This window comes from Paradesulfitobacterium ferrireducens (genome assembly GCF_017310645.1).
Classification (GTDB): Bacteria; Bacillota; Desulfitobacteriia; order Desulfitobacteriales; family Desulfitobacteriaceae; genus Paradesulfitobacterium; species Paradesulfitobacterium ferrireducens.
The window spans coordinates 95,831-119,352 of sequence record NZ_JAFLRH010000017.1; the positions used below are offsets into that span (position 1 = coordinate 95,831).

At 51.8% G+C, this 23,522-nt stretch carries 24 protein-coding genes; 1 reads left to right on the forward strand and 23 read right to left on the reverse strand.

Going from position 1 to position 23,522, the window contains the following annotated elements; translation table 11 throughout:
• Nucleotides 1-11 precede the first annotated feature (11 nt).
• The 22 genes from rpiB to sleB all read right to left on the reverse strand — a co-directional run bounded on the left by rpiB (nt 12) and on the right by sleB (nt 21,727).
• On the reverse strand, nt 12-461 hold the full coding sequence (gene rpiB, locus J0X21_RS05655) for a ribose 5-phosphate isomerase B (RefSeq protein WP_328812351.1): 450 nt from the start codon (nt 459-461) through the stop codon (nt 12-14).
• Nucleotides 462-693: 232 nt separating this feature from the next.
• Nucleotides 694-1,149: a low molecular weight protein arginine phosphatase gene (locus J0X21_RS05660; protein WP_206811221.1), complete on the reverse strand. Its 456-nt coding sequence runs from the start codon at nt 1,147-1,149 to the stop codon at nt 694-696.
• 27 nt (nt 1,150-1,176) lie between these two features.
• Nucleotides 1,177-1,761 carry a manganese efflux pump MntP gene (locus J0X21_RS05665; RefSeq protein WP_206811222.1) on the reverse strand — a complete coding sequence of 195 codons (585 nt, stop codon included), beginning with the start codon at nt 1,759-1,761 and terminating at the stop codon, nt 1,177-1,179.
• A 530-nt stretch (nt 1,762-2,291) separates the two neighbouring features.
• Nucleotides 2,292-3,338 (reverse strand): L-threonylcarbamoyladenylate synthase, encoded by a 1,047-nt coding sequence (locus tag J0X21_RS05670; protein WP_206811223.1) that lies wholly within the window; start codon nt 3,336-3,338, stop codon nt 2,292-2,294.
• Nucleotides 3,339-3,418: 80 nt separating this feature from the next.
• On the reverse strand, nt 3,419-4,288 hold the full coding sequence (gene prmC, locus J0X21_RS05675) for a peptide chain release factor N(5)-glutamine methyltransferase (protein ID WP_206811224.1): 870 nt from the start codon (nt 4,286-4,288) through the stop codon (nt 3,419-3,421).
• Complete coding sequence (gene prfA, locus J0X21_RS05680) at nt 4,285-5,355, reverse strand: peptide chain release factor 1 (RefSeq protein ID WP_206811225.1); 1,071 nt, start codon at nt 5,353-5,355, stop codon at nt 4,285-4,287. Before prfA ends, prmC begins: the two co-directional genes overlap by 4 nt.
• Before the next feature lie 19 nt (nt 5,356-5,374).
• Nucleotides 5,375-6,253, reverse strand: a complete 879-nt coding sequence (locus J0X21_RS05685) for a DUF1385 domain-containing protein (protein WP_206811226.1) — start codon at nt 6,251-6,253, stop codon at nt 5,375-5,377.
• A gap of 118 nt (nt 6,254-6,371) precedes the next feature.
• Complete coding sequence (gene rpmE, locus J0X21_RS05690; protein WP_206811227.1) at nt 6,372-6,572, reverse strand: 50S ribosomal protein L31; 201 nt, start codon at nt 6,570-6,572, stop codon at nt 6,372-6,374.
• Nucleotides 6,573-6,671: 99 nt separating this feature from the next.
• Nucleotides 6,672-7,385, reverse strand: coding sequence for a M23 family metallopeptidase (locus J0X21_RS05695; protein WP_206811228.1), 714 nt, complete (start codon nt 7,383-7,385; stop codon nt 6,672-6,674).
• 549 nt (nt 7,386-7,934) lie between these two features.
• Nucleotides 7,935-8,915: a class II fructose-bisphosphatase gene (glpX, locus tag J0X21_RS05700; protein ID WP_206811229.1), complete on the reverse strand. Its 981-nt coding sequence runs from the start codon at nt 8,913-8,915 to the stop codon at nt 7,935-7,937.
• 369 nt (nt 8,916-9,284) lie between these two features.
• A complete protein-coding gene (fsa, locus tag J0X21_RS05705) occupies nt 9,285-9,929 on the reverse strand; it encodes a fructose-6-phosphate aldolase (RefSeq protein ID WP_206811230.1) in 645 nt (214 codons plus the stop codon).
• Nucleotides 9,930-10,084: 155 nt separating this feature from the next.
• Entirely contained in the window at nt 10,085-10,939 is an 855-nt protein-coding gene (locus J0X21_RS05710; protein ID WP_206811231.1) for a class II fructose-1,6-bisphosphate aldolase, read from the reverse strand.
• 4 nt (nt 10,940-10,943) lie between these two features.
• Nucleotides 10,944-11,618, reverse strand: coding sequence for a hypothetical protein (locus J0X21_RS05715; protein ID WP_206811412.1), 675 nt, complete (start codon nt 11,616-11,618; stop codon nt 10,944-10,946).
• Nucleotides 11,619-11,761: 143 nt separating this feature from the next.
• Entirely contained in the window at nt 11,762-12,124 is a 363-nt protein-coding gene (locus J0X21_RS05720) for a response regulator (protein WP_236006087.1), read from the reverse strand.
• Nucleotides 12,125-12,169: 45 nt separating this feature from the next.
• On the reverse strand, nt 12,170-13,351 hold the full coding sequence (gene alr / locus J0X21_RS05725; protein ID WP_206811233.1) for an alanine racemase: 1,182 nt from the start codon (nt 13,349-13,351) through the stop codon (nt 12,170-12,172).
• 79 nt (nt 13,352-13,430) lie between these two features.
• Complete coding sequence (locus J0X21_RS05730) at nt 13,431-14,555, reverse strand: lipid II:glycine glycyltransferase FemX (RefSeq protein WP_206811234.1); 1,125 nt, start codon at nt 14,553-14,555, stop codon at nt 13,431-13,433.
• A 125-nt stretch (nt 14,556-14,680) separates the two neighbouring features.
• On the reverse strand, nt 14,681-16,273 hold the full coding sequence (locus J0X21_RS05735; protein ID WP_206811235.1) for a CTP synthase: 1,593 nt from the start codon (nt 16,271-16,273) through the stop codon (nt 14,681-14,683).
• Between the two features lie 117 nt (nt 16,274-16,390).
• On the reverse strand, nt 16,391-16,885 hold the full coding sequence (gene rpoE, locus J0X21_RS05740) for a DNA-directed RNA polymerase subunit delta (RefSeq protein WP_206811236.1): 495 nt from the start codon (nt 16,883-16,885) through the stop codon (nt 16,391-16,393).
• A 70-nt stretch (nt 16,886-16,955) separates the two neighbouring features.
• Nucleotides 16,956-18,641 (reverse strand): arginine--tRNA ligase, encoded by a 1,686-nt coding sequence (gene argS / locus J0X21_RS05745; protein WP_206811237.1) that lies wholly within the window; start codon nt 18,639-18,641, stop codon nt 16,956-16,958.
• Nucleotides 18,638-19,069 carry a DUF1934 domain-containing protein gene (locus tag J0X21_RS05750; protein WP_328812357.1) on the reverse strand — a complete coding sequence of 144 codons (432 nt, stop codon included), beginning with the start codon at nt 19,067-19,069 and terminating at the stop codon, nt 18,638-18,640. The genes argS and J0X21_RS05750 overlap by 4 nt, the downstream gene beginning before the upstream one ends.
• A gap of 583 nt (nt 19,070-19,652) precedes the next feature.
• Complete coding sequence (locus J0X21_RS05755; RefSeq protein ID WP_206811239.1) at nt 19,653-21,026, reverse strand: PepSY1/2 domain-containing protein; 1,374 nt, start codon at nt 21,024-21,026, stop codon at nt 19,653-19,655.
• 11 nt (nt 21,027-21,037) lie between these two features.
• Complete coding sequence (sleB, locus tag J0X21_RS05760; RefSeq protein WP_206811240.1) at nt 21,038-21,727, reverse strand: spore cortex-lytic enzyme; 690 nt, start codon at nt 21,725-21,727, stop codon at nt 21,038-21,040.
• A 220-nt stretch (nt 21,728-21,947) separates the two neighbouring features.
• On the opposite strand from sleB, the gene J0X21_RS05765 reads away from it, so the two are divergent.
• Complete coding sequence (locus J0X21_RS05765; RefSeq protein ID WP_206811241.1) at nt 21,948-22,823, forward strand: radical SAM protein; 876 nt, start codon at nt 21,948-21,950, stop codon at nt 22,821-22,823.
• A gap of 202 nt (nt 22,824-23,025) precedes the next feature.
• Here J0X21_RS05765 and J0X21_RS05770 read toward each other — a convergent pair whose 3' ends face one another.
• Nucleotides 23,026-23,427 (reverse strand): cell wall-binding repeat-containing protein, encoded by a 402-nt coding sequence (locus J0X21_RS05770; protein ID WP_206811242.1) that lies wholly within the window; start codon nt 23,425-23,427, stop codon nt 23,026-23,028.
• Nucleotides 23,428-23,522: the final 95 nt, after the last annotated feature.

Genomic DNA, 23,522 nt, shown 5'->3' on the forward strand with positions numbered 1-23,522 from the left:
GCTCCCTCCCTCTAGATTACTTCTCCCCGTTCCACCGCTGTGATTAAATCGACCCGGCGGGCATGGCGGCCACCGGCAAAATCCGTTTTCAAAAAAATATCCACAATGTCTAATGCCAATCCGACCCCGGTAACTCTGCCCCCAAGTGCTAAAACATTGGCATTGTTATGTTCCCGCGCCATCCTGGCCGAATAGGTTTCAGTGCAGACCGCAGCCCGGATTCCCGGCACCTTATTAGCTGCCATCGAAATACCCAGGCCTGTCCCACAGACGACAATCCCTAAATCCGCCTTCCCGCTGCGGATCGCATCCCCCACCGCAAATCCAAAGCGCGGATAATCCACGGATTCCGTCGAATGCGTCCCCAGGTCTAGCACCTCTATTCCCTGTCCCTGCACGAAAACCTTAATCTCTTCTTTTAAGTGGTAACCCCCATGGTCTGCTCCCATAGCTACTCTCAAGCTGATACCCCCCAAAACTAAGTACTCAGTACTCAGGAGTCAGTACTCAGGAGGTTTTTGCATTCCTTTTGGGTTTGAGAACCTCAAATATGTGCTGAAATTTCTTCTTCTCACTCTGAACCCTAAATCCAGAATTCTGACTCCTGACTCCTGTATTCTGACTCCTGCAACTTTCATAATGCTATAGTTTAATCCCTTGACCCCTGTTCTATCCTCAAGGTTTGTCCATTTTTTAAGGCTTGTCCGTCTCACCCGGCTGCTGAAGCCTCCGTCTAAAATCCCCAAGCAGTTTCTCAAGCTCAGACGCGCAGGCGCGGTATTCCTCAACAGACCCGCCCCAAGGATCCGGGACATCCCTTGGGTGATCACTCCACTCTCCCAAACGGACAATCTTATGTTCATACTCCGGAAAAAGCGCTTTAAGTCTCAATTCATGAGCCTTGGTCATCGGAAGCACCCAATCTGCCGCGGCAACCTCTTCCCGGCTCACTCTACGCGAGCGGTGCACGCTTAAATCAAGCTCTCGTTCTTGCATCACGGTCATGGCTTCCTGGCTGGCTCCGGAGCCCTCCCAGGCATCCGTGCCTGCAGAACCGATCTCTGCGTCCGCCCCAAAGATCTGCCCGGCTAAAGCGGCAGCCATTGGACTGCGGCAGGTATTGCCCGTACATACAAACAGGAGCTTCATTAGACACCCTCCTCGCTCTAAAAATCACTAAAAGAATAACTTCACCCCAATAAGCAGCAGCGCTAAGCCTCCAAAAAGTTCTGCCCTTTCCCCGGCCCGCCTACCTAAGAACCGGCCCAAAACCAGTCCGGTCCCGGTCATCAGTCCAGCCACAACCCCCATGGTTAAAACGGTCTGAACAATTGTACTGCCCAGGGTTCCCAAGGAAAATCCGACGCTCAGGGCATCCAGGCTTACACTGAATCCCAAGGCATAGATTCCATACCCGTTCAAAGAAACTCCCGGCGGCATTCCCCGCGGCTGTAAAAGCCGGCGGGCCTCCGCTAAAGGCGCGCTTTCCCGAGTGGGCCTGAGAACATGATAAAGCATTTTGCCGCCTAAGCCAATAAGGATGAACGCTCCTAAGGCACGAGCCAGCCTGCCCAAAAATAATCCCAGTGTTTGCCCGGCCACCAGACCGATAAGGGGCATGAACACATGAAAAATTGCAACCAGCACAGACAAGCGCACGATCATGCGCTTTGAGATCCCCACCAGCCCGATGGCGATGGCCAGAGAAAAGGCATCGGCGCCCAAGGCTACGGAAACAGCTAATACCCATGCAAGATTCAACCCACGCACCCCCCATATTTTATATGCCCGCAGGTGCGTGTTCGATGCTCAGCATATTTTATGCGTAACTATTCAGGTCATGTAATCAGGAGACAGAAGTCAGGAGTCAGACTCCCATGCCGCTATGCGGCACCACTGATGGATGAAAATAGCCAAGGTGCATTACCCGCTCACCACGCGCCGGAGCTGTTCGCTTGTTGATTCAGCTACAGCGCCAAACCTTAGGGTAATACCTGAAGTGAACCGTGACGCTGCTTAACGCTGAATCAACTGCGCTCTCGACGCTCCTCTGCTCTACGGTTCGCTAAGTAATTGCCCCTCGTCTATTTTCAGGGCAGAATAATGAACTGACGAAATAGAACCGATGAATTTTGGAGTTTAAGCAGCTTTTCTTTTCATAAAAATATATTTGGCAAGCGTAAAGCCCAATTACTGTGTAATGGAAATCCCCAAACTCATATGCTCCTTGTTTTAATGCCCGATGTATTCTGAATTCTGACTCCTGAATCCTGAATACCTAATAGTTACTACTATACCCTAATTACCTTATGCCCTGAGGCTTTGTCCAGCCTGTTCATGATGGCCAGTCCCAGCCCTCCCTCATCAAAGCCTTCCGCCAGAATCAGCTCCATACCCCGTTGGTCGCAGAGCCTCAGCCCGGCAAAAAGGCTGGCAGCAACCTCCTGCGGCTGTGTCCGGGAACCCAGGACATAGAGAAGGTCCGGTTGTTCCAGCTGAAGTTGAGGCGCACTTTCCAAGGTGCAGAGAATTGCTATTCTCTTGTGCTGGTAACGCCCGATTTTAATTTCCTCACTCATCCGGTCAAGTACATGGTCCTTAGGCCCAACCACCACATACATCTCCCCCCGGGGGGCATAATGCCTGTATTTTAAACCCGGCGCCCGGGGAACACCGGTCACACTGGGTCGGTCCAATTCAACCGGTCCCAGCACCTTTTCCAAATCTTCCTTGGCCAGGCCGCCCGGGCGCAAGATCACCGGCACATCCCCGCTCACATCCAAAACGGTGGATTCCAGCCCCACGTTGCAGCTCCCGGCATCCAAAATAAGCGGAATCCGCCCGCGCATATCTTCCCATACATGGGATCCGGTCGTCGGGCTGGGCCTGCCGGACAGATTGGCGCTGGGAGCGGCCAGCGGGAGCCCGCCGGCCTCGATCAAAGCCAGGGCCACCGGATGGTCGGGCATACGGACGGCTACCGTGTTCAAACCGGCAGTAACCCGGTCCGGAATCCGTTCATTCTTTGGAAACACCAAGGTAAGCGGACCCGGCCAAAAGGTACGGGCACAGATTTCCGCCGCCGGCGTCCAATGGGCAATGATCTCATCAACCATCTTCGGACGGCTGACATGAACGATTAAGGGATTATCCTGAGGCCGGCCTTTCACCTCAAAGATACGCGCACAGGCTTCTGCATCCAAGGCATTGGCCCCCAAGCCATATACTGTTTCCGTCGGAAAGGCCACCAGTTCCCCGGCACGCAAGAGTGCAGCCGCTTCATGCAGAACCGCCGGATCCGGGTGTTCAGGATCTATGTATGCTCTTTTGGTATCCATGGTCTTTCGCCTCTTTGCTATTAACAGCTGGCAATCTGCACAGCACGCTCAGCCGCTGCGCTCGCTTAACGCTCCTTTGCTCAGACGGTTCGCTTAGCTTGTGCAGCTTGCCAACCTAACACTACCCGGTCGCGGCCGGCCAAATCCTGATATACTTTCGTCCTAAACCCTTGTTCATGCAGGATGTCTGTCACGGCTTGAGCCTGATCGTATCCAATTTCCATAATGATTTTTCCGCCTGGGCGCATGAGCCCCGCGCTTTCCCGAGCCAAACGCCGGTAAAAATCAAGCCCTTCCTCCCCGCCTAAAAAAGCGAGCGCGGGTTCGGCCATGATCTCCGGTTCACAGGCCCGATACGCTTCCGGAGAAAGATAAGGGGGATTAGTTACAATCCAGTCCCATTTTTCTCCTGCCGCAGGGTCAAGAAAATCTCCCTCCCGCCACTCGACCTTCAGTTTCAGGCGTTCGGCATTCAGGCGGGCAACCTCAAGCGCCCCAGGGGAAATATCGATCCCCACCACCCGGGCCTGAGGGATATAATGAGCCAGGGAGAGGGCCAAGGCCCCGCTCCCGGTCGCAACATCCACAATATCAAGCTTCGCGGATGCTTCCCCTTTAGACGACTTAACCAATTCTATGACTTTCTCCACTAAGACCTCACTGTCCGCCCGGGGAATCAGCACCCGTTCATCCACATAGAACTCCAGGCCCATAAATTCCTGGCGTCTGGTCAGATATTGGAGAGGGATGCGGGCAGCCCGCCGTTCGATTAAATCCCGGTATGCGCTGACTTGCTGCCGCTTAACCTCAGTTTCCCGCTCAAGATACAAGCGCTCCCGTCCCCAGCCTAAGACAAATCCTAATAAAAGGTCAGCATCGAGACGCGCATTTTCAACCCCGGCATCCGCCAGCCTCTTTTCTCCCCAATGCATGAGGCCGAGCATGATCATCCCACTTCAGCCTTCAAGCGCTCGGCCTGGTCATTGGAAATCAAGGCCTCGATAATCTCGTCTAAGTCTCCCAGCAAAATAGTATCTAGCCGGTGCAGAGTTAAGCCGATGCGGTGATCCGAAACCCGGCCCTGGGGAAAATTATACGTGCGAATGCGCTCACTCCGGTCTCCGGTTCCAACCTGGCTCTTGCGTTCAGACGCAAGCTCTCCCATTTTCTCTTCCTGGGCTTTCTCTAACAGGCGCGCGCGCAGAACCCGCATCGCTTTATCCTTATTCTTATGCTGAGATTTCTCATCCTGACAGGATACCACAATCCCAGTCGGCAAGTGCGTCACCCGAACCGCGGATTGGGTCGTATTCACAGACTGTCCTCCCGGGCCGCTGGAACAGAAAATGTCAATACGGATATCATTCGGATTGATATCCACCTCAACCTCGTCTGCCTCCGGCAGCACCGCTACGGTCGCCGTGGACGTATGAATCCTTCCTCCGGATTCCGTCACCGGAATCCGCTGCACCCGGTGCACGCCGCTTTCAAACTTAAGTTTGCTGTAAGCTCCCTGGCCGGCCACCAGGACGATGATTTCTTTAAACCCTCCAATGTCGGTATAGCTTGCGCTAAGCAACTCGGTTTTCCACCCTTGGCGCTCAGCATAGCGGGTATACATCTTGAAAAGATCTCCCGCAAACAGGGCAGCCTCTTCTCCCCCGGCACCGGCCCGGATCTCGATGATCACATTCTTGTCATCATTCGGATCTTTGGGCAGCAGCAGGACTTTGAGGCGCTGTTCGAGTTTCTCAGCCCGTTCGCTTAATTCTTCATGCTCCAGTTCAGCCAGTTCACGCAGCTCTTGCTCCGGTTTCTCCTGGAGCAAAGCTTCCGTATCTTCTTTTTGGCGCAAAACTTCTTTATACTCGCGGTAAGCCTCGACGATTTCCGTAAGCCCGGCCTGCGCTTTGGCGTATTTCTGCCATTCACTCTGGTCAGCCAGAACATCCGGACTGCTCAGTAACTCGGTCAGTTCATCATATTTTTTTTCGATCTCTGTTAGCCTGTTTAACATCTAATCACCCCGAATATGATTAAGTCAATTCCTGCCCGGATTCCAGCACTTCGCTCAAGGCTTTTAGAGCCACCTCAATCTGGCTGTCGTCCGGTTCTTTCGTTGTCAGGCGCTGCAGCATTAAGCCCGGCACAATCATCCAGCGCAGCCAGGGCGATTCCAAATGGCGGGCGGAAAACTTCAGCAGTTCATAGGCGATTCCGGCCACCAAAGGCATGAGCAGGATACGCGAGAGAAAACGCCACCACAGAGGATGAAGACCCAAAAAGGCAAAGACAAAGATGCTGACCACAACCACCAAGAGCAGAAAACTAGTCCCGCAACGGGGGTGAAGCGTGGAAAACTTACGCGCGTTTTCCACAGTCAGTTCCTCCCCAGCCTCATAGGTATAGATTGCCTTATGCTCAGCCCCGTGATATTGAAAAACCCGCTGAATATCAGATAACCGGGAAATGGCAATAATGTAGATAAAGAAAACAACGAGCCGGATTAACCCCTCCAGGAGGTTCTGCCACACCACTCCCTGCACTTTCCCTTGCAGCAGGTGAGCCGCTCCAGTCGGGAGTCCCACAAACAACAATAGTCCCAGTCCCAAAGCAATCGCGATGGTTAGGAACATTTCACCCCAGCCCAGTTCTTCTCCCTCTTCTTCTCCCACGGCCCGGTTGGCGGAGTAAGTGAGAGCCTTGGTTCCCACAACCAGGGATTCAAGCAAAGCAACAAAGCCCCGGATGACCGGGAGCTTAAGCAAGGGCTTAGTCGCCCAGGCACGAATCGGCTGGCGCGTCACTTCAATCTCCCCGTTAGGGAGCCTGAGTGCGATTGCACTTTCGTTCGGGCCACGCATCATGACCCCTTCAATAACTGCCTGACCCCCATATTGTACCGGTCTGCCCACAAAAACTATCCCCATTCTCCTTATAGTTATGCAAACGCTAACACCAATGAAACTTGCTTAAGAAAAAAGCAGAGCTGGCGCTCTGCTTTTTCTTAGAAGCAACGACCGCAGGCCGTTGTTATTGCATTCCGTATTTCTTTTTAAAGCGGTCAACCCGGCCGCCTGCATCCACAAAACGTTGAACACCGGTATAGAAAGGATGGCATTTGGAACAAATCTCCACCTTAATATCTTTCCTGGTGCTTCCTGTATGAATGACTTCTCCACAGGCACAAGTAATCGTGGTTTGCTCGTACTTGGGATGAGTGTTTTCTTTCATGTTTTTTCACCCACTTTCTCCAGCTCAACTCTAAATATTTTAGCACAGAGGACCGGCAATGGTCAAGCGCTAAGAAATCAATAGTGCTAAGAAAACATCTTACTGAGCCCCTGTACTTGCATAGAGTTGTCTGGGCAGCACTTTCTGGGGATCAATGGTTTTCCCGGAGAGCCTCACTTCAAAGTGAAGGTGGGGTCCGGTGGTATTTCCGGTATTACCGGAAATCGCAATGCCTTCTCCTTTTTCCACCCATTCTCCAACCTTAACCGTCAGTCTGCTGTTATGAGCATAAAGGGTTTGCACTCCGTTTCCATGATCGATCACAACGGTCAGTCCATAAACCGGGAGCCGTTCCGCTTTACTCACGCGCCCGGCTCGTGCGGCTTTCACCGTGATTCCCGTTGGAACCGCGATATCCAATCCGTGGTGAAATTCTCCTTCGCGCTCTCCATAAGATGATGAGACCGGTCCAACCAAGGGCCAGCTCCAGCTGCCGTTGGATCCACGTGCCAGTTCATGCCCTAAATAATTCTCTTTAATGGTCAGTGTGGTTCCCGGCCGAATCGTTTTAATTTTAGGATTCTGACGCAGGATCTGTTCCACGGTGGTGTGATAACGTTCGGCAATCAGAGGAAGCTCTCGGGCAGAATCAACCGTCACGACTGAATAAAACACATCCGGTGTTATGGCAGCCTGGGAATATGCAGGTCTTGCAGCTGGAAAGACAAAAAGCATCCCAGCAAGCACATGAGCCGAAATCAAAAGGAAAGCGGCGCTTCTTTCCCAAATTCGCCGCCTTCGATCACTATTCATAAAGAAGAAATACCACCTCAAACTCTCTTAATGAAGGCATTCCTCTTTAGCTTTCCCATATGCCGGCAGATCTATACCTGACTCTATTCAGGTAAGTAGTCAGGAGACAGAATTCAGGAGTCAGAATAAGTATCCTGTGATACAAAACGATAAATTCGCAGCTTATGAACAGCTCCAAACCGTTTCGTAACGTATAACTGGTGGGCGTGGTAGGGGTAAAATCCCATTGTAGTGTAATAGAAGTACTCGAACTCGCACGATCCTTGTTCTTTTGCCCAACGTATTCTGAATTCTGCCCTGTAACATGCCTGCAAGCTACCTTGCCCGCTCACCACGCGCCGGAGCTGCTCGCTTGTCGACTCGCTACCGCGCCAAACCTTTGGGTAATACCTGGAGTGAACCGTGGCGCGGCTTCACGCTTCGTCGACTGCGCTCACGACGCTCCTCTGCTCTACGGTTCGCTCCGCAAGGTAGCTTGCCTGTTACATTCATCAGTGGTGCTGCGTAGCAGCATGGAAGTCTGACTACTGACTCCTGACTACTTCAAACTTAGACGTTTAGCGCCCCTTTGATCATATTCTTGGGCTTCTTGTCAAAACGGTGGCGGGCCTCAATAAAGCGCACGGTTCCGGATTTGCCGCGCATCACCACGGTATGCGTCATCGCCCCTCCCGCATGGAAAGTCACTCCCCGCAGAAGATGTCCCTCCGTAATTCCGGTTGCCGCAAAAAATACATCGTCATTAGCCACTAAATCATCCAGCGTTAATAATTTGGACACATCTTGAATTCCCAACGCTTTGGCCCGTTCGACATCCGCATCATTTTCCGGCCAGAGTCTGCCCTGCATTTCTCCGCCCAAACAGCGCAGGGCTGCCGCAGCCAGAACCCCTTCCGGAGCTCCCCCAATCCCCATCATAATGTCAACCCCGGTCCCTTCGAAAGCGCAAGCCACTGCAGGAGACACATCCCCGTCACTGATCAGGCGAATTCTGGCTCCGCAAGCACGAACATCCGAAATCAGCTTGGCATGGCGCGGGCGGTCGAGGATTACCACGGTCAGGTCATCCATACTCTTATCCAAGGCTTGAGCGACCTGTGTAAGGTTTTGCTCTACCGGAGCATCAAGATGAATCCGCCCGCGCGCCGCCGGGCCCACGGCAATTTTGTCCATATACATATCCGGAGCATGCAAGAGCACACCTTTTTTAGCAATCGCAACCACAGCAATGGCCCCGGTCAAACCTTTGGCCACAATATTGGTTCCTTCCAAAGGATCTACCGCAACGTCAAGCTCACGCCCGTCTCCGGCACCTACCTTTTCCCCGATGTAAAGCATCGGTGCTTCGTCCATTTCTCCTTCTCCGATGACCACGGTTCCATTCATGTGAATGGTGTCAAAGACCGCACGCATTGCTTCCACAGCCGCTTCATCCGCTGCTTCCTTATTGCCGCGCCCAACCCACCTGGCCGAAGCCAATGCTGCAGCCTCTGTGACCCGGGCAAATTCCATAGTTAACTCTCTTTCCAAGTCCCCGCCCCCTTGATTTCGTAAGGATTCAGGAGTCAGGAGTCAGGAGTCAGAATTCAGAATTCGATTTCAAAATCTGGCAAACATTATTCCGCAATGACTACTGACTACTGACTACTGACTACTGACTACTGACTACTGACTACTCTGTGTATCATATTTTTGAATTTCCCTCCTTATTGTGCCATACGAATTGAGGCATTGCAACCAAATTACCTACATTTGCCAAGAAATAATACACAAATTTTAATTCCGGTTTTCCCTTTCTGTAAAAGAAAACACCCCTAAACCTTAATGGCAGCGGTGCTTTCTACTCTAACCTCAAAAACTTTGGTTTTCTTTTATTCGAGGAACTTTAAGTAATAGTAATTAAGGATTTAGCTTCTTCCAATCATCTAGGAACCTTTGAATTCCGGCTTCTGTCAACGGATGTTTGAATAATTGGCGCAAGACTGCAAACGGAATCGTGGCATAATGCGTCCCCAGCTTAGCCGCTTCCAGTACATGATAAGGATTGCGAATGCTGGCGGCAATCACTTTCGTTTCAAGCTCATGCACAGCGAAGATATCGCAAATATCCGCTACCACCTTGAGTCCGTCTTCACCAATATCATCCAGGCGCCCAAGGAAAGGACTAACATAGGTGGCTCCTGCCCTTGCTGCCAATAGCGCTTGCACCGGGGTAAATACCAAGGTGACATTGGTCTTAATCCCTTCCCCAGCCAACACTTTAACCGTACGCAGCCCTTCCTCCGTCATCGGAATTTTGACTACGATATGGGGACTGATCCCGGCGAGTTCACGGGCTTCCCTTAGCATCCCCTTATGGTCCAGCGCTATAACTTCCGCACTGACTGGTCCTCGAACAATGCCCATGATCTCGTGCAAAAGCGTGTGAAAATCTTTGCCTTCCTTCGCTACCAGCGTCGGATTCGTGGTTAAACCGGCGATAACACCCATATTCCAGGCCTGGGTTATTTCGTCAATGTTAGCCGAATCTAGGAAAAACCGCAATTCATTCACCTCTTACGTATTTATTTAATGAGCTAGTTAAGTAGCAAAAACCGGCTGGTTTGTAGCCAACCGGTTCTATTTCTAGAGCGATCTCGCTTAAATCCCGAGTTCACCCTCCTTGACTACGCCTTTAGTGTATGACCCGCGCCCCCGGATTATGCTTTGCCGTTACTGCCGAAGACCCTGATTTTCTCGCGGATAATCTCGGTTGCAGCTTCCCGGGCCGGACCTAGCACCTTGCGCGGGTCAATTTCCTTGGGATTGTCGTTGAGCACCTGACGCGCCGCTAAGACGAAGGCTTCCCTTATGTTGGTATCGATGTTAACCTTGCGCACGCCCAAAGAAATGGCTTCTTTGATCGCCTCATCCGGAACTCCGGAAGATCCGTGAAGCACGATTGGGAGGCTTACTCGGGCTTTGATTTTTTTCAAGCGCTCAAAATCGAGTTTTGGCACCCCTTTATACTGTCCATGAGCTGTACCGATCGCCACTGCCAAAGAGTCTACTCCGGTTGCCATGACAAACTTTTCTGCTTCCTCCGGATCAGTGAAGAAGGCCTCCCGCTCATCTACACTGATGTCATCCTCTGTGCCGCCGATCTTGCCCAGCTCAGCCTCTACCGAGATTCCCAAAGGCCGTGCCGCTTCAATGACTTTGTTCGTGAGCGCAATGTTTTCAGCAAGAGTGAGCTTGGAGCCATCTATCATAACCGAGCTGAAACCGCTGCGGATGCATTGCATGACCTGGTTAAAGCTCGTACCGTGGTCAAGGTGAAGCGCCACCGGCACTGTAGCCTGCTCTGCCGCCAGTTTGGTTAAGGCCGTGATATAATCGATCCCCGCATACTTGATCGCACCTTGGCTTGCCTGGATAATCACCGGGGAACGTTCGGCCTCGGCTGCTGCTACAATCGCCTGGACGATTTCCATGTTGTTGCAGTTGAAGGCACCGACTGCATAGCCGCCGCGTTCGGCCTCAGCCAGTAAATCTTTCACAGGAACTAAATTCATAATGTTATTCCTCCTCATTCGCCTTTGCCAGGTGCTGCCCGCGCAAAGGACGATTAATTAGCCATGTTTTATTCTCTTCCAAAAAGATGGAAGTCATGCTTTCTACAGGCCTGATTTTATCTGAACTGTCCGCATAAATGATTCCAAGCGCTTCACAATGCTCACAATATAATTCAATGCGGTCAGGCAGAAGCTCAAACGCTAAATGGTTATTGCCGCAGCTGCAGCCTAAAGCTCCGTTTTTGGACAGATAATGAAGGTGATCTAACAGCCTCAGCATAACCTCCGGATTTTCAAATTCTTCTTCATATCCCAGCTCGGTTGCCAGTTCACTGATCGATTTTTCACGTTCCTGGAACGACTGGGCCACTTTTTGTTTGGGACCGATAAAACCTGTCGGCGTCTCCACTTCCGGACACATAAGCGGAAGCACGTCTTTGCTCCAAAGCGCGCGCCGGCTTAAGCGAATATAATGGGTCTGGCTGCAAAAAGCGCAATCAAAGGCCAGACTAAACTCTTTTCGTTTCAGGCTGGCTACGGAGAGTAAGTTCGCTCCGCATTGACAGGTAAGGTTTACTCTTCCTTCCCTTGAAAAAGCAAAGAGAGAGAGCGCCTGAAAGTTTAATTCCCCACACTGCGGACATTGGATGGCGATGGTCGTCGTTGTCGGCAGAATCACAATTCCCACCTCTTTTCTGTACAGCATATACTTCGGCATTTAAGAAATTTTTCCTGCCAAGAGGAAGAACTTTCAATTTCTTAATTTTCGAAAGACAAAAGCCTCCGGCTTGACTTCGATCACCGAAGGCTTAAAATAAGGAGTCAGTTCTTTGCTAAAATTTCGCGCACTTTATCACGCAATTCGAATAAATCAAAAGGCTTGCTTATGTAGTGAAGGATCCCTAATTCCTGTGCCTGCTCCATATTCTGTATATCCCCGTAGGCTGTCATCATAATAACTCCTACTTTTTGATTATTAAGCCGGATTTGGCGCAAGGTCTCAATCCCATTTATCCCGGGCATTTTCATATCCATAAGAATCAGATCCGGAAGGAAACGCTGTATAAGCTCTAATGCCTCTGTGCCATTGGCAGCCATCTCCACTTCATGCTTTTCCTCACGGAAGGTCTCATACAGGAGACGGCGCACCCCCAGTTGATCATCCACAATTAGTATTCTAGCCAACCGATCATCCCCTTCGCTGTCCAACGTCATATATCTTTGTGTAAACTATTCTGCTTGTACCTCTAAAACTCCTTCTTCTGTAAGGGTACGCTTTGCATAAATCCTGCCTTGGCGCCAATATTGCCGGAGCAGGCGCGGATTGGCCAGGGTGCGCCTGAGCGGAATCTCCACTTCATCCCCGGGAAGACTCTCTAACTGCCCTAAATCAAGCACCGTCAGCTGCATTCCGATTTTTCCGGCAACCGGGACGGTCTGGCCGTGCACTTTAATTTTTTCCGTACCTAATGTGACTCCAAACAATGCGGCCGTGTTCTTTACAAATATTTTTAATAAATCCCACAATCCCTGAGGCACAAAATGAGGCACCACGCCAAAACCATCGGCATACCCCGCCCCGATTACCGCTAAGGTTGTCTCCGTCTTCGTTTTGTAAATGCTTTGATACCCTACATACGTGCCTTTGGGCACCCGGTGAGCATAGAGCACCTTCGCTTTGGCAGCCCACGGGTCTTTTAAGGTGAGTTGACGGCCAAAGCCCGGTCCCGGCATATGCCCGATTAAAAGGGTGCCTATACGCACAAAATCGTGATGGTACTCCGGATAATCCAGGAAAGCCGCACTGTTGCACACATGTTTCCATTGGGACTTGATCCCGTACCGTTCCAGGGCAGCAACCCCGTCCCTAAACTTTTCATATTGCCCCCGGGTATAGCTATGATCCCTTTGAGCAGCCCGGGCAAAATGCGTGTAAACCCCCGCGACCTCCAAATGAGAAGCGTTGAGCAAGAGCTCAGCCACTTCCGGAAGTTCTTCCGGGCGCATGCCGGTCCTTCCCATACCCGTTTCCAGCTTCAGATGGACAGCGGCTTTAAGTCCTTCCTGACGACAGAGCTCGTCCAGCCTGGAGATGCTTTGCCTGTCAGCTAAGCTAAGCTGCAACCCACCCTCAATGGCTTTCCTCCACTGCTGGGGCAAGGTTGGACCCAGAACCAGGATCAACCCTTCAAGTCCATGGCGGCGCAGGTTCAACCCTTCTTCAACCGTCGTCACCGCGAAGGCTTCACACCCTTCAGCCGCCAGGGTCCGGGCCACTTCCACCGCCCCCAAGCCATAGGCATCTGCTTTGACTACCGCCATGCAGCGCGCCTGGGACTGGATAATGCGTGTTACTTCTTGATAATTATGTGCAACCGCATCCAGGTCAATGTCTATCCAAATTACGGCCACTTTTTCCCCACCTCCGCCAGCGCCCGATATAGGAAACTTACTTCAGATGGGGTTTTAACCCCCGATAGTTCCGGTGGAACTATCGCACTTGTTTCTGAAGTTTAGTTGAACTTATCCAGGGGCGCAGCCATCGGATAAACGGCTTTAAGACATCGGAATAGAATGGCTCGAGCCGGGTCCACAGTTGATAGACCAGCGGACGGTACACCAAGTCCCATTCCCCGATAAATTCCGTATACTCCCCGTTAAACCCCTTTTTGAAACGATAGAGCCCATAGAGAGGGTTGTCCTCATTCAAGTCTCCCGGCACTCCCCGGAAATCATAAAGGGTGCAACCCAAAGACTTGGCCCAGCGGATCATCTCCCACTGAATCAGGTAGTTGGGCATGACATTGCGATGGCTGTTGGAAGAAGCCCCGTAAATATACCAGGCTTTATCCCCCAGGACAAAGGCCAGAGTTCCGGCCACGACCTGCCCCTCATACTCCCCGATGAATAATTTCCCCAGGCCCGCAGGCACCAGGGTATCATACAGGTCTTCAAAATAAGAATAGGCCCGCACCAAAAACTGGTCCCGCTCCGTCGTTTCTTTAAGCACCCGGTAAAACTCCGGTAAGTCTTCCCTGGCGCCGAAACGGATGGTTACCCCCTTTTTCTGGGCCAGGCGAATATTATAGCGGGTTTTTTGATGCATTTGATTTAAAAGGGTCTCTTCGGCCGGGGCAATATCCAAGCGGAAGACATACTTCGGCTGAACCCCCTCAAACCCTTTTCCGGTCTCAGCCGACTTAAACCCGCTTGTCTGCAGGTACTGCTCCAGCTCCCGGTCCGCAGACGGAACATCCGGATCAAGCTTAAGAAATATGGCCCCGCGCCTGCGCGCCAAGGTGCGGATTTCAGCCAGCAAACGGCCAAACAGGCTTGTGTCTTTAAAATCAAGCACAGGCCCGCGCGAAGCATAAAATATCGGTATGTTAATAAAGGGCAAGCGCCGCTCCAAGATCGAAGCCGCAGCCACTATCTCCCCCTCTTCCTCCAGTACCAGGCGCCAAGGAGTCCAGCCGGTGCGGCTCTTAATCTCTCCCCACTCCCAAGTCTGAAGCACATGCCCCTTGGGATGGCGAGCCAAAAACGCGTTAAAGCGCCCCCGCTCCGAATCCTTCAGCCACTTCGCCACAATCTTGCGTTCTTTCACGTCTGCCATAATTCTATCCTTTCTCAATAGAACAAAGAGCAAGTCCAAAAGATCCTGCTCTTCGCTTTCCGTTAGTTATATTCTAGACCATTTTTATTCATTTTCAGACCTAGGCAAGCCAACGGCTATCCGGCTTACTTCAAAGTGGCCTTGACAAATTCCCGGAACAGCGGATGAGACCTGTTGGGCCGGGATTTGAATTCCGGGTGAAACTGGGAGGCTACAAACCAAGGATGATCCGGCAGTTCGGTAATCTCCACCAGGCGCTCATCCGGGGAGGTGCCGGAGAAGAAAAGTCCGGCTTTCTCGAGTTCCGTGCGGAACTGGTTGTTCACCTCATAGCGGTGGCGGTGGCGTTCGTAAATCACCTCATCCTTGTAAGCTGCAAACGCCTTGCCTTCTTCCTTCAGCTTCGCCGGAGAAATCCCCAGACGCATGGTTCCGCCCTTATCTTCGATGTCTCTCTGCTCGGGTAAAATGTCAATTACCGGATAGGGCGTGTCCGCATCAAATTCCGTACTGTTGGCCCGCTCCATCCCGCACACGTGGCGGGCAAATTCAATCACGGCACACTGCATCCCCAGGCAGATTCCGAGAAACGGCACTTTATGTTCACGGGCATAGCGGATGGCCGCAATTTTTCCTTCGATTCCGCGGTCCCCGAAACCGCCGGGCACCAAAATCCCATCCGCACCTGCCAGACATTCCTCCGCGTTGGTGCTTTCGATTTCCTCAGCATTGACCCAGCGCACCTTGACTTTGGCCCCGTGCTCAGTGCCGGCATGGCGCAACGCCTCAGCCACGCTTAAATAGGCATCCGGCAGCTCTACATATTTCCCGACCAGAGCGATCTCGGTTTCTTTAACCGGAGATTTGATCTTTTCCACCATGGCCCGCCACTCGGTCATATCTGCCTCCGGAGCTTCAATTCCAAGCTGGCGCAGGACAATATCGTCCAGGCCCTCTTCCTGAACCAGGAGAGGAACCTCGTAAATCGTCGGAGCATCCACTGCCTGAATAATGGCAGCGCGGTCGATATCACAAAGCAAAGCCAGCTTTTCTTTCATTTCGTTGGAAAGCTGTTTTTCCGAACGGCAGACTAGAACATTGGGCTGGATCCCGATACCCCTGAGTTCCTTGACGGAGTGCTGGGTCGGTTTGGTTTTCAGTTCCCCGGAGGCCGCTAAATACGGTACCAGGGTCACATGAATATAAATCACATTTTCGCGCCCGATATCGCTGCGCATCTGCCGGATCGCTTCCAGGAAAGGAAGGGATTCAATGTCCCCCACCGTTCCCCCGATCTCAGTAATGACAATATCCGGATGGCTTTCCCGGACCACCCGGTACAGCCTCTCCTTGATTTCATTGGTAATATGGGGAATCACCTGCACCGTTCCTCCCAGGTAGTCCCCCTTGCGCTCTTTGCTAATCACTGACCAATAAATTTTGCCGGTGGTCACATTGCTGTTCTTTGACAGCGGTACATCAATAAAACGCTCATAATGCCCCAGATCCAGATCCGTTTCCGCGCCGTCATCGGTTACGAAAACCTCTCCATGCTGGTAAGGGCTCATGGTTCCAGGATCGATATTAATATAAGGGTCAAACTTTTGAATTGCAATCTTTAGTCCCCGGTTTTTCAACAAACAACCAAGAGAGGCAGCTGTAATCCCCTTACCCAAGGAAGACACTACCCCGCCGGTTACGAAAATGAATTTTGCCATCGTTTAACCCTACCCTTTCCCCTAACATCAAAAAGAAAAGAAAGCTAGTCCGCACAATGCACTAGCTCTATTTACCCGCCGGTGTTTATTCTAGCCAGCTTCATGGGCAATGTCAAGCTACTCCCAGTTATCCTCCCTGGTTTCCTCGGCATCTTCGGGCCCTTCTTCATCAAACTCTTCATCAAATTCTTCATCCAAATCCAACAGTTCATCATCGTCCAGATTCAGTTCCATATCATCGAGTTCTTCATCGATGGAGGGATCCGCCAGCTTAAGCTCTTTCTCATCCAATGCCAGTCTTTTGTCCATATCATCATCATGGTCGTCATCCACTTTGTGGCTCACTGTCAGAGAGGGCAAACGCCGGGAACCACGCTGCGGAACCCAGGCTTTAAGGCCCCACTCCCCTTGACCGACATAAGCAAAGCGGGAATCCAGGTTTATCTGCGTGAGTACGGCAGCAATCCGCTGGGGCTCCTGGGGAAGGCCCAGACGGTTAAGCACTTCTTCCACCAGCTGATAATAGTGCTGAGGCCGGCCTTGCGTCTGGAGAATTTCAAACACAATGTCAACTTCGGATGTTTTCGGTTTTTGGCTGTACGATTGAGACAATGTCTACCACCGCCTTCCTCATTATAAATATTACTATATTCTAGCTAGTTGCAAATATTTCCTGCTGCCTTTACATCCTTTCAGGAGCATTCACCCCCAGCACTGCCAGGACATTGGCTAACACTTGTTTGGTCGAGCGTACTAACGCCAGCCGCGCCCGGCGCAACCCTTCATCCTCAACCAGTACCCTTTGGCTGTTGTAAAAGGTATGGAAAAGGGAAGCCAAATCCAGCACATAGCGGGCCAGACGGTGGGGCTCCATCAAGCGTGCCGCCAGGGCGATTTCCCCCGGCAGTTCCGCAATCTTTTTCAACAGTTCTCCCTCTTCGGCACTGGTTAACTGCTCCAGCTCTTCCGTCGAAGGCTGTCCTGCAGCCAGCATTCCGGTCTCCTCTGCCTGGCGCAAGATACTGCACAAACGGGCGTGCGCGTATTGAACATAATACACCGGATTATCCGAGGACTGGGATTTCGCCAAATCGAGGTCAAATTCCACCGTGGAATCAGGGTCACGCATGATAAAGAAGAAGCGGGCCGCATCTTTTCCGACCTCATCCATTAACTCCCGCAGGGTGATATACTGGCCGGAGCGTTTCGACATGCGCACGATTTCCCCATTTTGAATCAGGCGCACCAACTGCATCAAGATGATGTGCAAGGAATCCGGATTATATCCGAAGGCCGACATCGCACCTTTCATGCGGGCCACATGACCGTGATGGTCTGCACCCCAGATATTAATAACCTGTTCAAAACCGCGTTCAAATTTATTGCGGTGGTAAGCAATGTCTGCCGCAAAATAGGTGGGTATGCCATTGCTGCGCACCACCACTTCGTCTTTCTCATCTCCGAATTCCGTCGACTTCAGCCACAAGGCTCCTTCTTTTTCATAGATGTACCCGCGCTTCTCCAGTTCCTCCATCGTCCCCTTGACTGCTCCTGAATCATGGAGGGACTGCTCGCTGAACCAGACATCGTATTTAACCCCGAACTCTTCCAGCGTTTCCCGGATCGACTTGAGCTTTTCATCCAGGGCGTAACGCACCAGGAACTCCCGCCTAAGCTCCGGCTCCACATTGAGATATTTCTCTCCCACTTTGGCAATGAGCCCTTTCACGGTATCAATCAGATCTTCCCCATGATATCCTCCTTCAGGAAAGGGAATATCCTGGCCCAGAAGCTGGAGATAGCGGGCTTCCAGGGATAGGGCGAAATTCTGAATCTGGTTGCCGGCGTCATTAATATAGAATTCGCGCAGAACCTCATATCCGGCCATGGCCAAAAGAGAGGCCAAGCTGTCTCCCAGAGCTGCACCCCGGGCATTGCCCATATGTAAAAGCCCGGTGGGATTGGCGCTCACGAATTCCACTTGTACTTTCTGCCCCCGCCCCAGATTAACCCTGCCATAGTCCGAGCCTTGGGCCAGTACTTCGGGAATCACAAGGCTTAACCAGCGGCGGTTTAAGCGGAAGTTGATAAAACCCGGGCCGGCAATTTCCGAACGTTCAATCCAGGTTCCCTCCGTACTCAGATTCCGGAGAATGATTTCCGCCAGTTCACGGGGAGGGCGTTTGGCTTGTTTTGTTAAAAGCATGGCCAAATTTGTGGCCAGATCGCCATGCTGCCGCTCCCGCGGCTCTTCCAACACAAATGGGGGCAAGCTCTCAAAGTTAAGCTCTCCCCGGTCTTTCGCTTTGGCAGCTGCTTCACTAAGGTTTTGAATAATCCGTTCTTTGATTTGCTCATAAATACTCATCCGGGAGGCTCCCCCTTAATCCTAATCCTTAACGAATTATGACTTACCAGTTCATCATCAACAAACAGGTCATATTTTAGACTAATATGTCCTCCCTGGGCTGTCAAGTCGATTTCCACACTTGCGGTCAAGATACTGAGCCACAACTCTCCATAAGGAGTAATATAGGTACTCCGGTGCAATACCCCGTGTTCAAATTCTTGTTTCAGTTTAACCGGCCCCACGCGGTTCAAGGTCACCCGTTGACCCCGAACTTTTAAGGAAGTGGTCACTCCCTCCATGCCGGTAATCTCCGACTCCCGGTAAACCAAATAATATGCCTCTTTGCGCCGGTGATAGGTGCCAACCGTCACAAACTCCAGGGCATGCTCATCCCCATCCGGGAAATTCTGTCTCCCTTCAACGGTGATCAGGGCCTTACTCTGCACAGCTCTTCTCCTATTCTGATGTTCAATCTTTCTCTGCAAACGATATTTCTTCATTGAGAGGGGAAAATCCTCTAACTAATACAGCATCCTGAAAAAAGTCGGCAAGCTCCCTTGCCCGCATCCTTCGCCGCAAAAGCAATCTCTGTGGTTTGCGGCTTCGGCGATTATCATCCTCGGGCGGTGAGTATTATCTGTGGAATCGCCCTCGGCATGAATCTCCACCGGAGATTCATGTCACTGGAGGCAATCGTACCACGCGCCGGATGCTCGAACAGCGTGAAGCTGTTCGCCGAAGGATGAGCTTGTCGACTCCGCTACCGCGCCAAACCTTTGGGTAATACCTGAAGTGCGCCGCTCCTGTGCCGTCCTGGCACTCGCGGCATCAGTCCATCCGTGGACTAGTCCCGTGACGCGGCTTTACGCTTCGTCGACTGCGCTCACGACGCTCCTCTGCTCAAACGGTTCACTCTGCAAGGGAGCTTGCCTTAGTTCTCTGCATGCTAAAGAAAAATATGAGTGAGAGGAAGGCTTATCTTCCTCTCACTTGATTAGTGTTACCAGCATAACCCCTCTTATATGCATCTTACTGCAGATACTCACCGCGCGGGGTCTTGATGATGCGCTGGATTTTTTCTTCATTGCCGTTCAAGGCATTGAGATAGAGCAAGTATTCTTCTCCCTTGTATTTTCCTCTGAATTCCCAGGAAAACACTTCTTGATTCCCCATTTTGGGAATGAGGGCCAGCCTGCTTTCCGTCACCTGAAAATCCGGACGCAGTTTGCTTTTGGCCTTATCTAAGGGCAAAGCTTTGGCCTTGCTTATAGTACGGCTGGTATGGTAGGCATAATAAGGCGTGGCATCAAACCCCACCAGCTTCCCACTGTCCAGGCCTACCATCAGGCGGATTTTGTCCGGATAGATCCGAATTCCGTCCTGTTCATTGATAGCTTCTAATTGCAGGTATGACCCAAAATCCTCGCTGGAGGTCAGGACCATCGTATTCCAGCCCAAGGCTTTCAAAGCCGCAACCGCCTTATTCTTGGCATCTTCAGGGGACAGGGTGCGCACTTGGAGCTCGCGCTGGTCGCGGTAAAGGGTCACTGCTCCTCCGCGCTTGCTCACTTCAAGGGAAGCATCCCCTTGCTTCCACTGGAATCCGGCAAAAGGACCCTGGGTTTCCCCGGTGAATTCCAGGTTATCGGTCCCATATCCGATCTTAGCCAGGAAATCTCTGGCGACTGCCTGGGATTGCTCACGGCTGATCTCACCGGCAGGAAGTCCGAGCGGTTTATCGACGAATTTGGTGGAGAACTCTCCGGAATAACTAAAAGGAGGGAGTTTTTGGAGACTGGCATCCAATTGTTCCAGACCCCCGCGTACAGACTGAGGCGGCCCTTCCTGGCCTTCGGCTGCAGCTTCCGCTACTTGGGCCTTTCCGAATCCCAAGCGTTGGCGCAGAGTCGGAGACTTACTCAGCCAGGCCGTCTGGTCTGAGTCCATAAGGGTTGAAATCTCATCTACTTTCCGGTTAACTGAGGCTACCCGATCATGGATATCCCTTAATATATTTTCCTCAGCAGGGGCTACCTGGCCGCCCCCCGCCACCCTTTGGGCCAACGTCCGGCCTAAATCACTGATCTGGTTAAGAAACTGGTCGACATAGCTAATCCCGACCTGCTCCGCCGGGAGCTGGGCCAAATCTTTCATGGCAGACTCACTGTGTCCCCAAACCTGAGTTAAATAGAGAATTCTTTGATTGGGTGCAGTAGCAACCTGGCCTTTTGCTAAGTCAGTCTCAAGCTGGTCCAGGTGACTGGACAGATCCGTGAAGGCCCGGCGATACTGGTTTTCCGTGCTTAAGCGGAGGTTCTCCGCTTGACGGTATTCATTGTATCCCCAGGCCAGAGAGAGGACTAAAGCTACACCCAACGCACCCAGCCAAAAGTTTCTACGCATTTCTTTTCCCCCTAACGTGTGAAGATATGGTTTCCGATTTTGATGATTTGCGGACGGGACCAAATAAATCTGTTGGATGTCTTGGCCGGGTTAAAGAAGAATAAAGCGCCGTAAGAAGGATCCACCCCGCTCATGGCTTCCCTTGCCGCCCTGATGGCTGACGACCCGGGGGCTAGGTTTATCTGGCCGTCGCTAACACTGGAAAATGCCCCCGGTTGGTAGACAATATCCGCGATGGTGTTGGGAAACTCAGAGCTTTTAATGCGGTTGAGCACCACTGCCGCTACCGCCACCTGGCCCTTGTACGGCTCCCCCCGGGCCTCGGCATTGACAAGCCGGGCCAATAAATTAACATCGCTGTTTTTGTACCCCACTGGTTTCCCTGAGGCAGTGGTACTTTCCCCGCTAAGAAGTTTGAGTTCATTAATCGTTTGGGGACCGGCAACCCCATCTACCCGGAGACCCCGCTCCTTCTGAAATCTTGTGACCGCCGCCTGGGTCTTGGGCCCATATTTGCCGTCGATCGGGCCTACGACATACCCCAGCCGCGCCAGCTTTTGCTGAAGTTCGCTCACTTCCGGACCTCTGGCTCCCCTGCCCAAAACATGGTCACCCAGGGCCGCATATGCCACTGCGCCGAGCATTAAAGTTAAGACCACTCCGATGATGGCAAGACCCACAGGCCTGATACGCAATTTCATACCCTCACCTCACTGAGAATTTTTCTTCCTTAGTTTGGCTGAGGAACCAGTAATTTATCCGTGTTCGGCAACGGAAAAATAAAGCAAGGCAGCTTGCCGCGAAGGAGCAGAGAGTTTTTAGGGACTTACGCGTATATTGTCCGTGTGGTAATATTAGGTTATATCTTCAATATTCAATCGACTAAGGGTTTGAATGGATTGATCCAGGGGGTAACCGTCGATGTTATACGAAGGAGCAATTTACCGTCCGCCGAGTGAGGCATTCAGCCTCATTTTGCAAATTACGGTCGGCTGCCGCCATAATGCCTGCACCTTTTGCAGCGTGTATAAGAACAAACGCTTTCGAGTGAAGAGTGAGCAGGAAATTTCCGACATCATTGCCTGGGCCAAGGAGTACCATCCGACTGCAGAGCGCATTTTCCTAGCAGATGGGGATGCCCTCACCGTGGATACCGCGCTCCTGATTTCCGTGCTCGATCGCTTGCATGCGAATTTTCCGCGGCTTAAGCGAGTCGGAATTTATAGCGGAGCAAAAGATATCCTGGCCAAAACCCCGGACGAACTGGCTGAGCTTAAAGCGCATGGCCTAAGCATTGTCTATTTAGGAGTGGAAAGTGGGAGTGAACGCATTCTTAAAAGTGTGCATAAAGGAGTGGCTCCTGCGCAGATGGCCGCTGCCGGACAAAAAGTTAAGACCAGCGGTCTCACCCTATCCTGCACGGTGATTGTCGGGCTTGGAGGGAAGGAATTGTCCGAGGAGCATGCGCGCGAAACCGCCAAGGTGATCAATGCGATCAACCCCGACTTTCTCGCACCCTTAACCCTCATGGTGGAACCGGAAGCTCCAATCGCCCGCACGGTCAAAGAAGGAGCCTTAACCCTCTTAAACCCGCTTGAATCTCTGATTGAAATTCACGCCCTCGTGCAAAGCCTTGAACTAACTGACTGTACTTTCCGCAGCAATCACGCTTCCAACTACCTCCCCCTTAAGGCTCACCTGCCCGAGGAGAAGGAACAACTCCTGCACACGATCGAGGACATTCTAAAGCATAACCGGACGGAATTATTGCGTCCGGAAAACATGAGAGCGCTCTAACAGAGCGCTCTCACTGCATATAGAGTAGGGGAACCACTTTCATGTTTTCCCCTCATCAAACCGTACGTGTACCCTACTAAGGCATACGGCTTACCTAGCGTGATTAGCAATCTCCTCCACAACCAGAGAAATGCTGTCCTCCGTGTGCCCGGGCGTAAAGAGAATTTTGCCTGGAATGCCCAATTTGGGTAAAAACGTATCATTATCCTCTTGCACAACGATATCTTGGGAACGGGTGACGTAGTTTGTAAACTCGGAAAAACCTTTGTTCAGTTTGGTAAACATGCCGACAATCAAGCCGGGTGACCGATCCCGGCATGGCAACGGCTGCCGTTTCACTTACCGCCCCTATTCCCCCGATGACATAGCTCTTGTTGACCGTCGCCCGTTTTGCTGCCAAATACTCCTGAACGACTGCCGGCAACTGCCCAGGTGCTGTGAGCAGGATTGGCATCCCTTTTCCGGCGGCAACCGGAGCGATCGAGAGAGCATCGGCCTGACTGAGGCCTGTGGTAAGGGCGACCTGGTTCACCGCCGCTCCTTGGTTCTCCAGTTCCTTGGCTATATTGACAGCCGTCGCATAAAAAGCGACTGCCTCTCGCACATAAAAAAAAGCGTGCCCGCTGGCACGCTTAAAACCAAATCTTTTCCCTTTTTAACTTCATCCGCTTTTTGCTTTGACAAGCTCGGCTCTTGATT

What these genes read in the sequence shown, in the direction of transcription:
- rpmE (WP_206811227.1), bottom strand. Translation starts at nt 6,572, where the DNA reads ATGAAAGAAAACACTCATCCCAAGTACGAGCAAACCACGATTACTTGT.
- J0X21_RS05730 (WP_206811234.1), bottom strand. Translation starts at nt 14,555, where the DNA reads ATGGCAGACGTGAAAGAACGCAAGATTGTGGCGAAGTGGCTGAAGGAT.
- prfA (WP_206811225.1), bottom strand. Translation starts at nt 5,355, where the DNA reads ATGTTAAACAGGCTAACAGAGATCGAAAAAAAATATGATGAACTGACC.
- prmC (WP_206811224.1), bottom strand. Translation starts at nt 4,288, where the DNA reads ATGATCATGCTCGGCCTCATGCATTGGGGAGAAAAGAGGCTGGCGGAT.
- sleB (WP_206811240.1), bottom strand. Translation starts at nt 21,727, where the DNA reads ATGAAATTGCGTATCAGGCCTGTGGGTCTTGCCATCATCGGAGTGGTC.
- J0X21_RS05735 (WP_206811235.1), bottom strand. Translation starts at nt 16,273, where the DNA reads ATGGCAAAATTCATTTTCGTAACCGGCGGGGTAGTGTCTTCCTTGGGT.
- J0X21_RS05765 (WP_206811241.1), top strand. Translation starts at nt 21,948, where the DNA reads ATGTTATACGAAGGAGCAATTTACCGTCCGCCGAGTGAGGCATTCAGC.
- J0X21_RS05670 (WP_206811223.1), bottom strand. Translation starts at nt 3,338, where the DNA reads ATGGATACCAAAAGAGCATACATAGATCCTGAACACCCGGATCCGGCG.
- J0X21_RS05755 (WP_206811239.1), bottom strand. Translation starts at nt 21,026, where the DNA reads ATGCGTAGAAACTTTTGGCTGGGTGCGTTGGGTGTAGCTTTAGTCCTC.
- J0X21_RS05660 (WP_206811221.1), bottom strand. Translation starts at nt 1,149, where the DNA reads ATGAAGCTCCTGTTTGTATGTACGGGCAATACCTGCCGCAGTCCAATG.
- argS (WP_206811237.1), bottom strand. Translation starts at nt 18,641, where the DNA reads ATGAGTATTTATGAGCAAATCAAAGAACGGATTATTCAAAACCTTAGT.
- J0X21_RS05695 (WP_206811228.1), bottom strand. Translation starts at nt 7,385, where the DNA reads ATGAATAGTGATCGAAGGCGGCGAATTTGGGAAAGAAGCGCCGCTTTC.
- J0X21_RS05710 (WP_206811231.1), bottom strand. Translation starts at nt 10,939, where the DNA reads ATGAATTTAGTTCCTGTGAAAGATTTACTGGCTGAGGCCGAACGCGGC.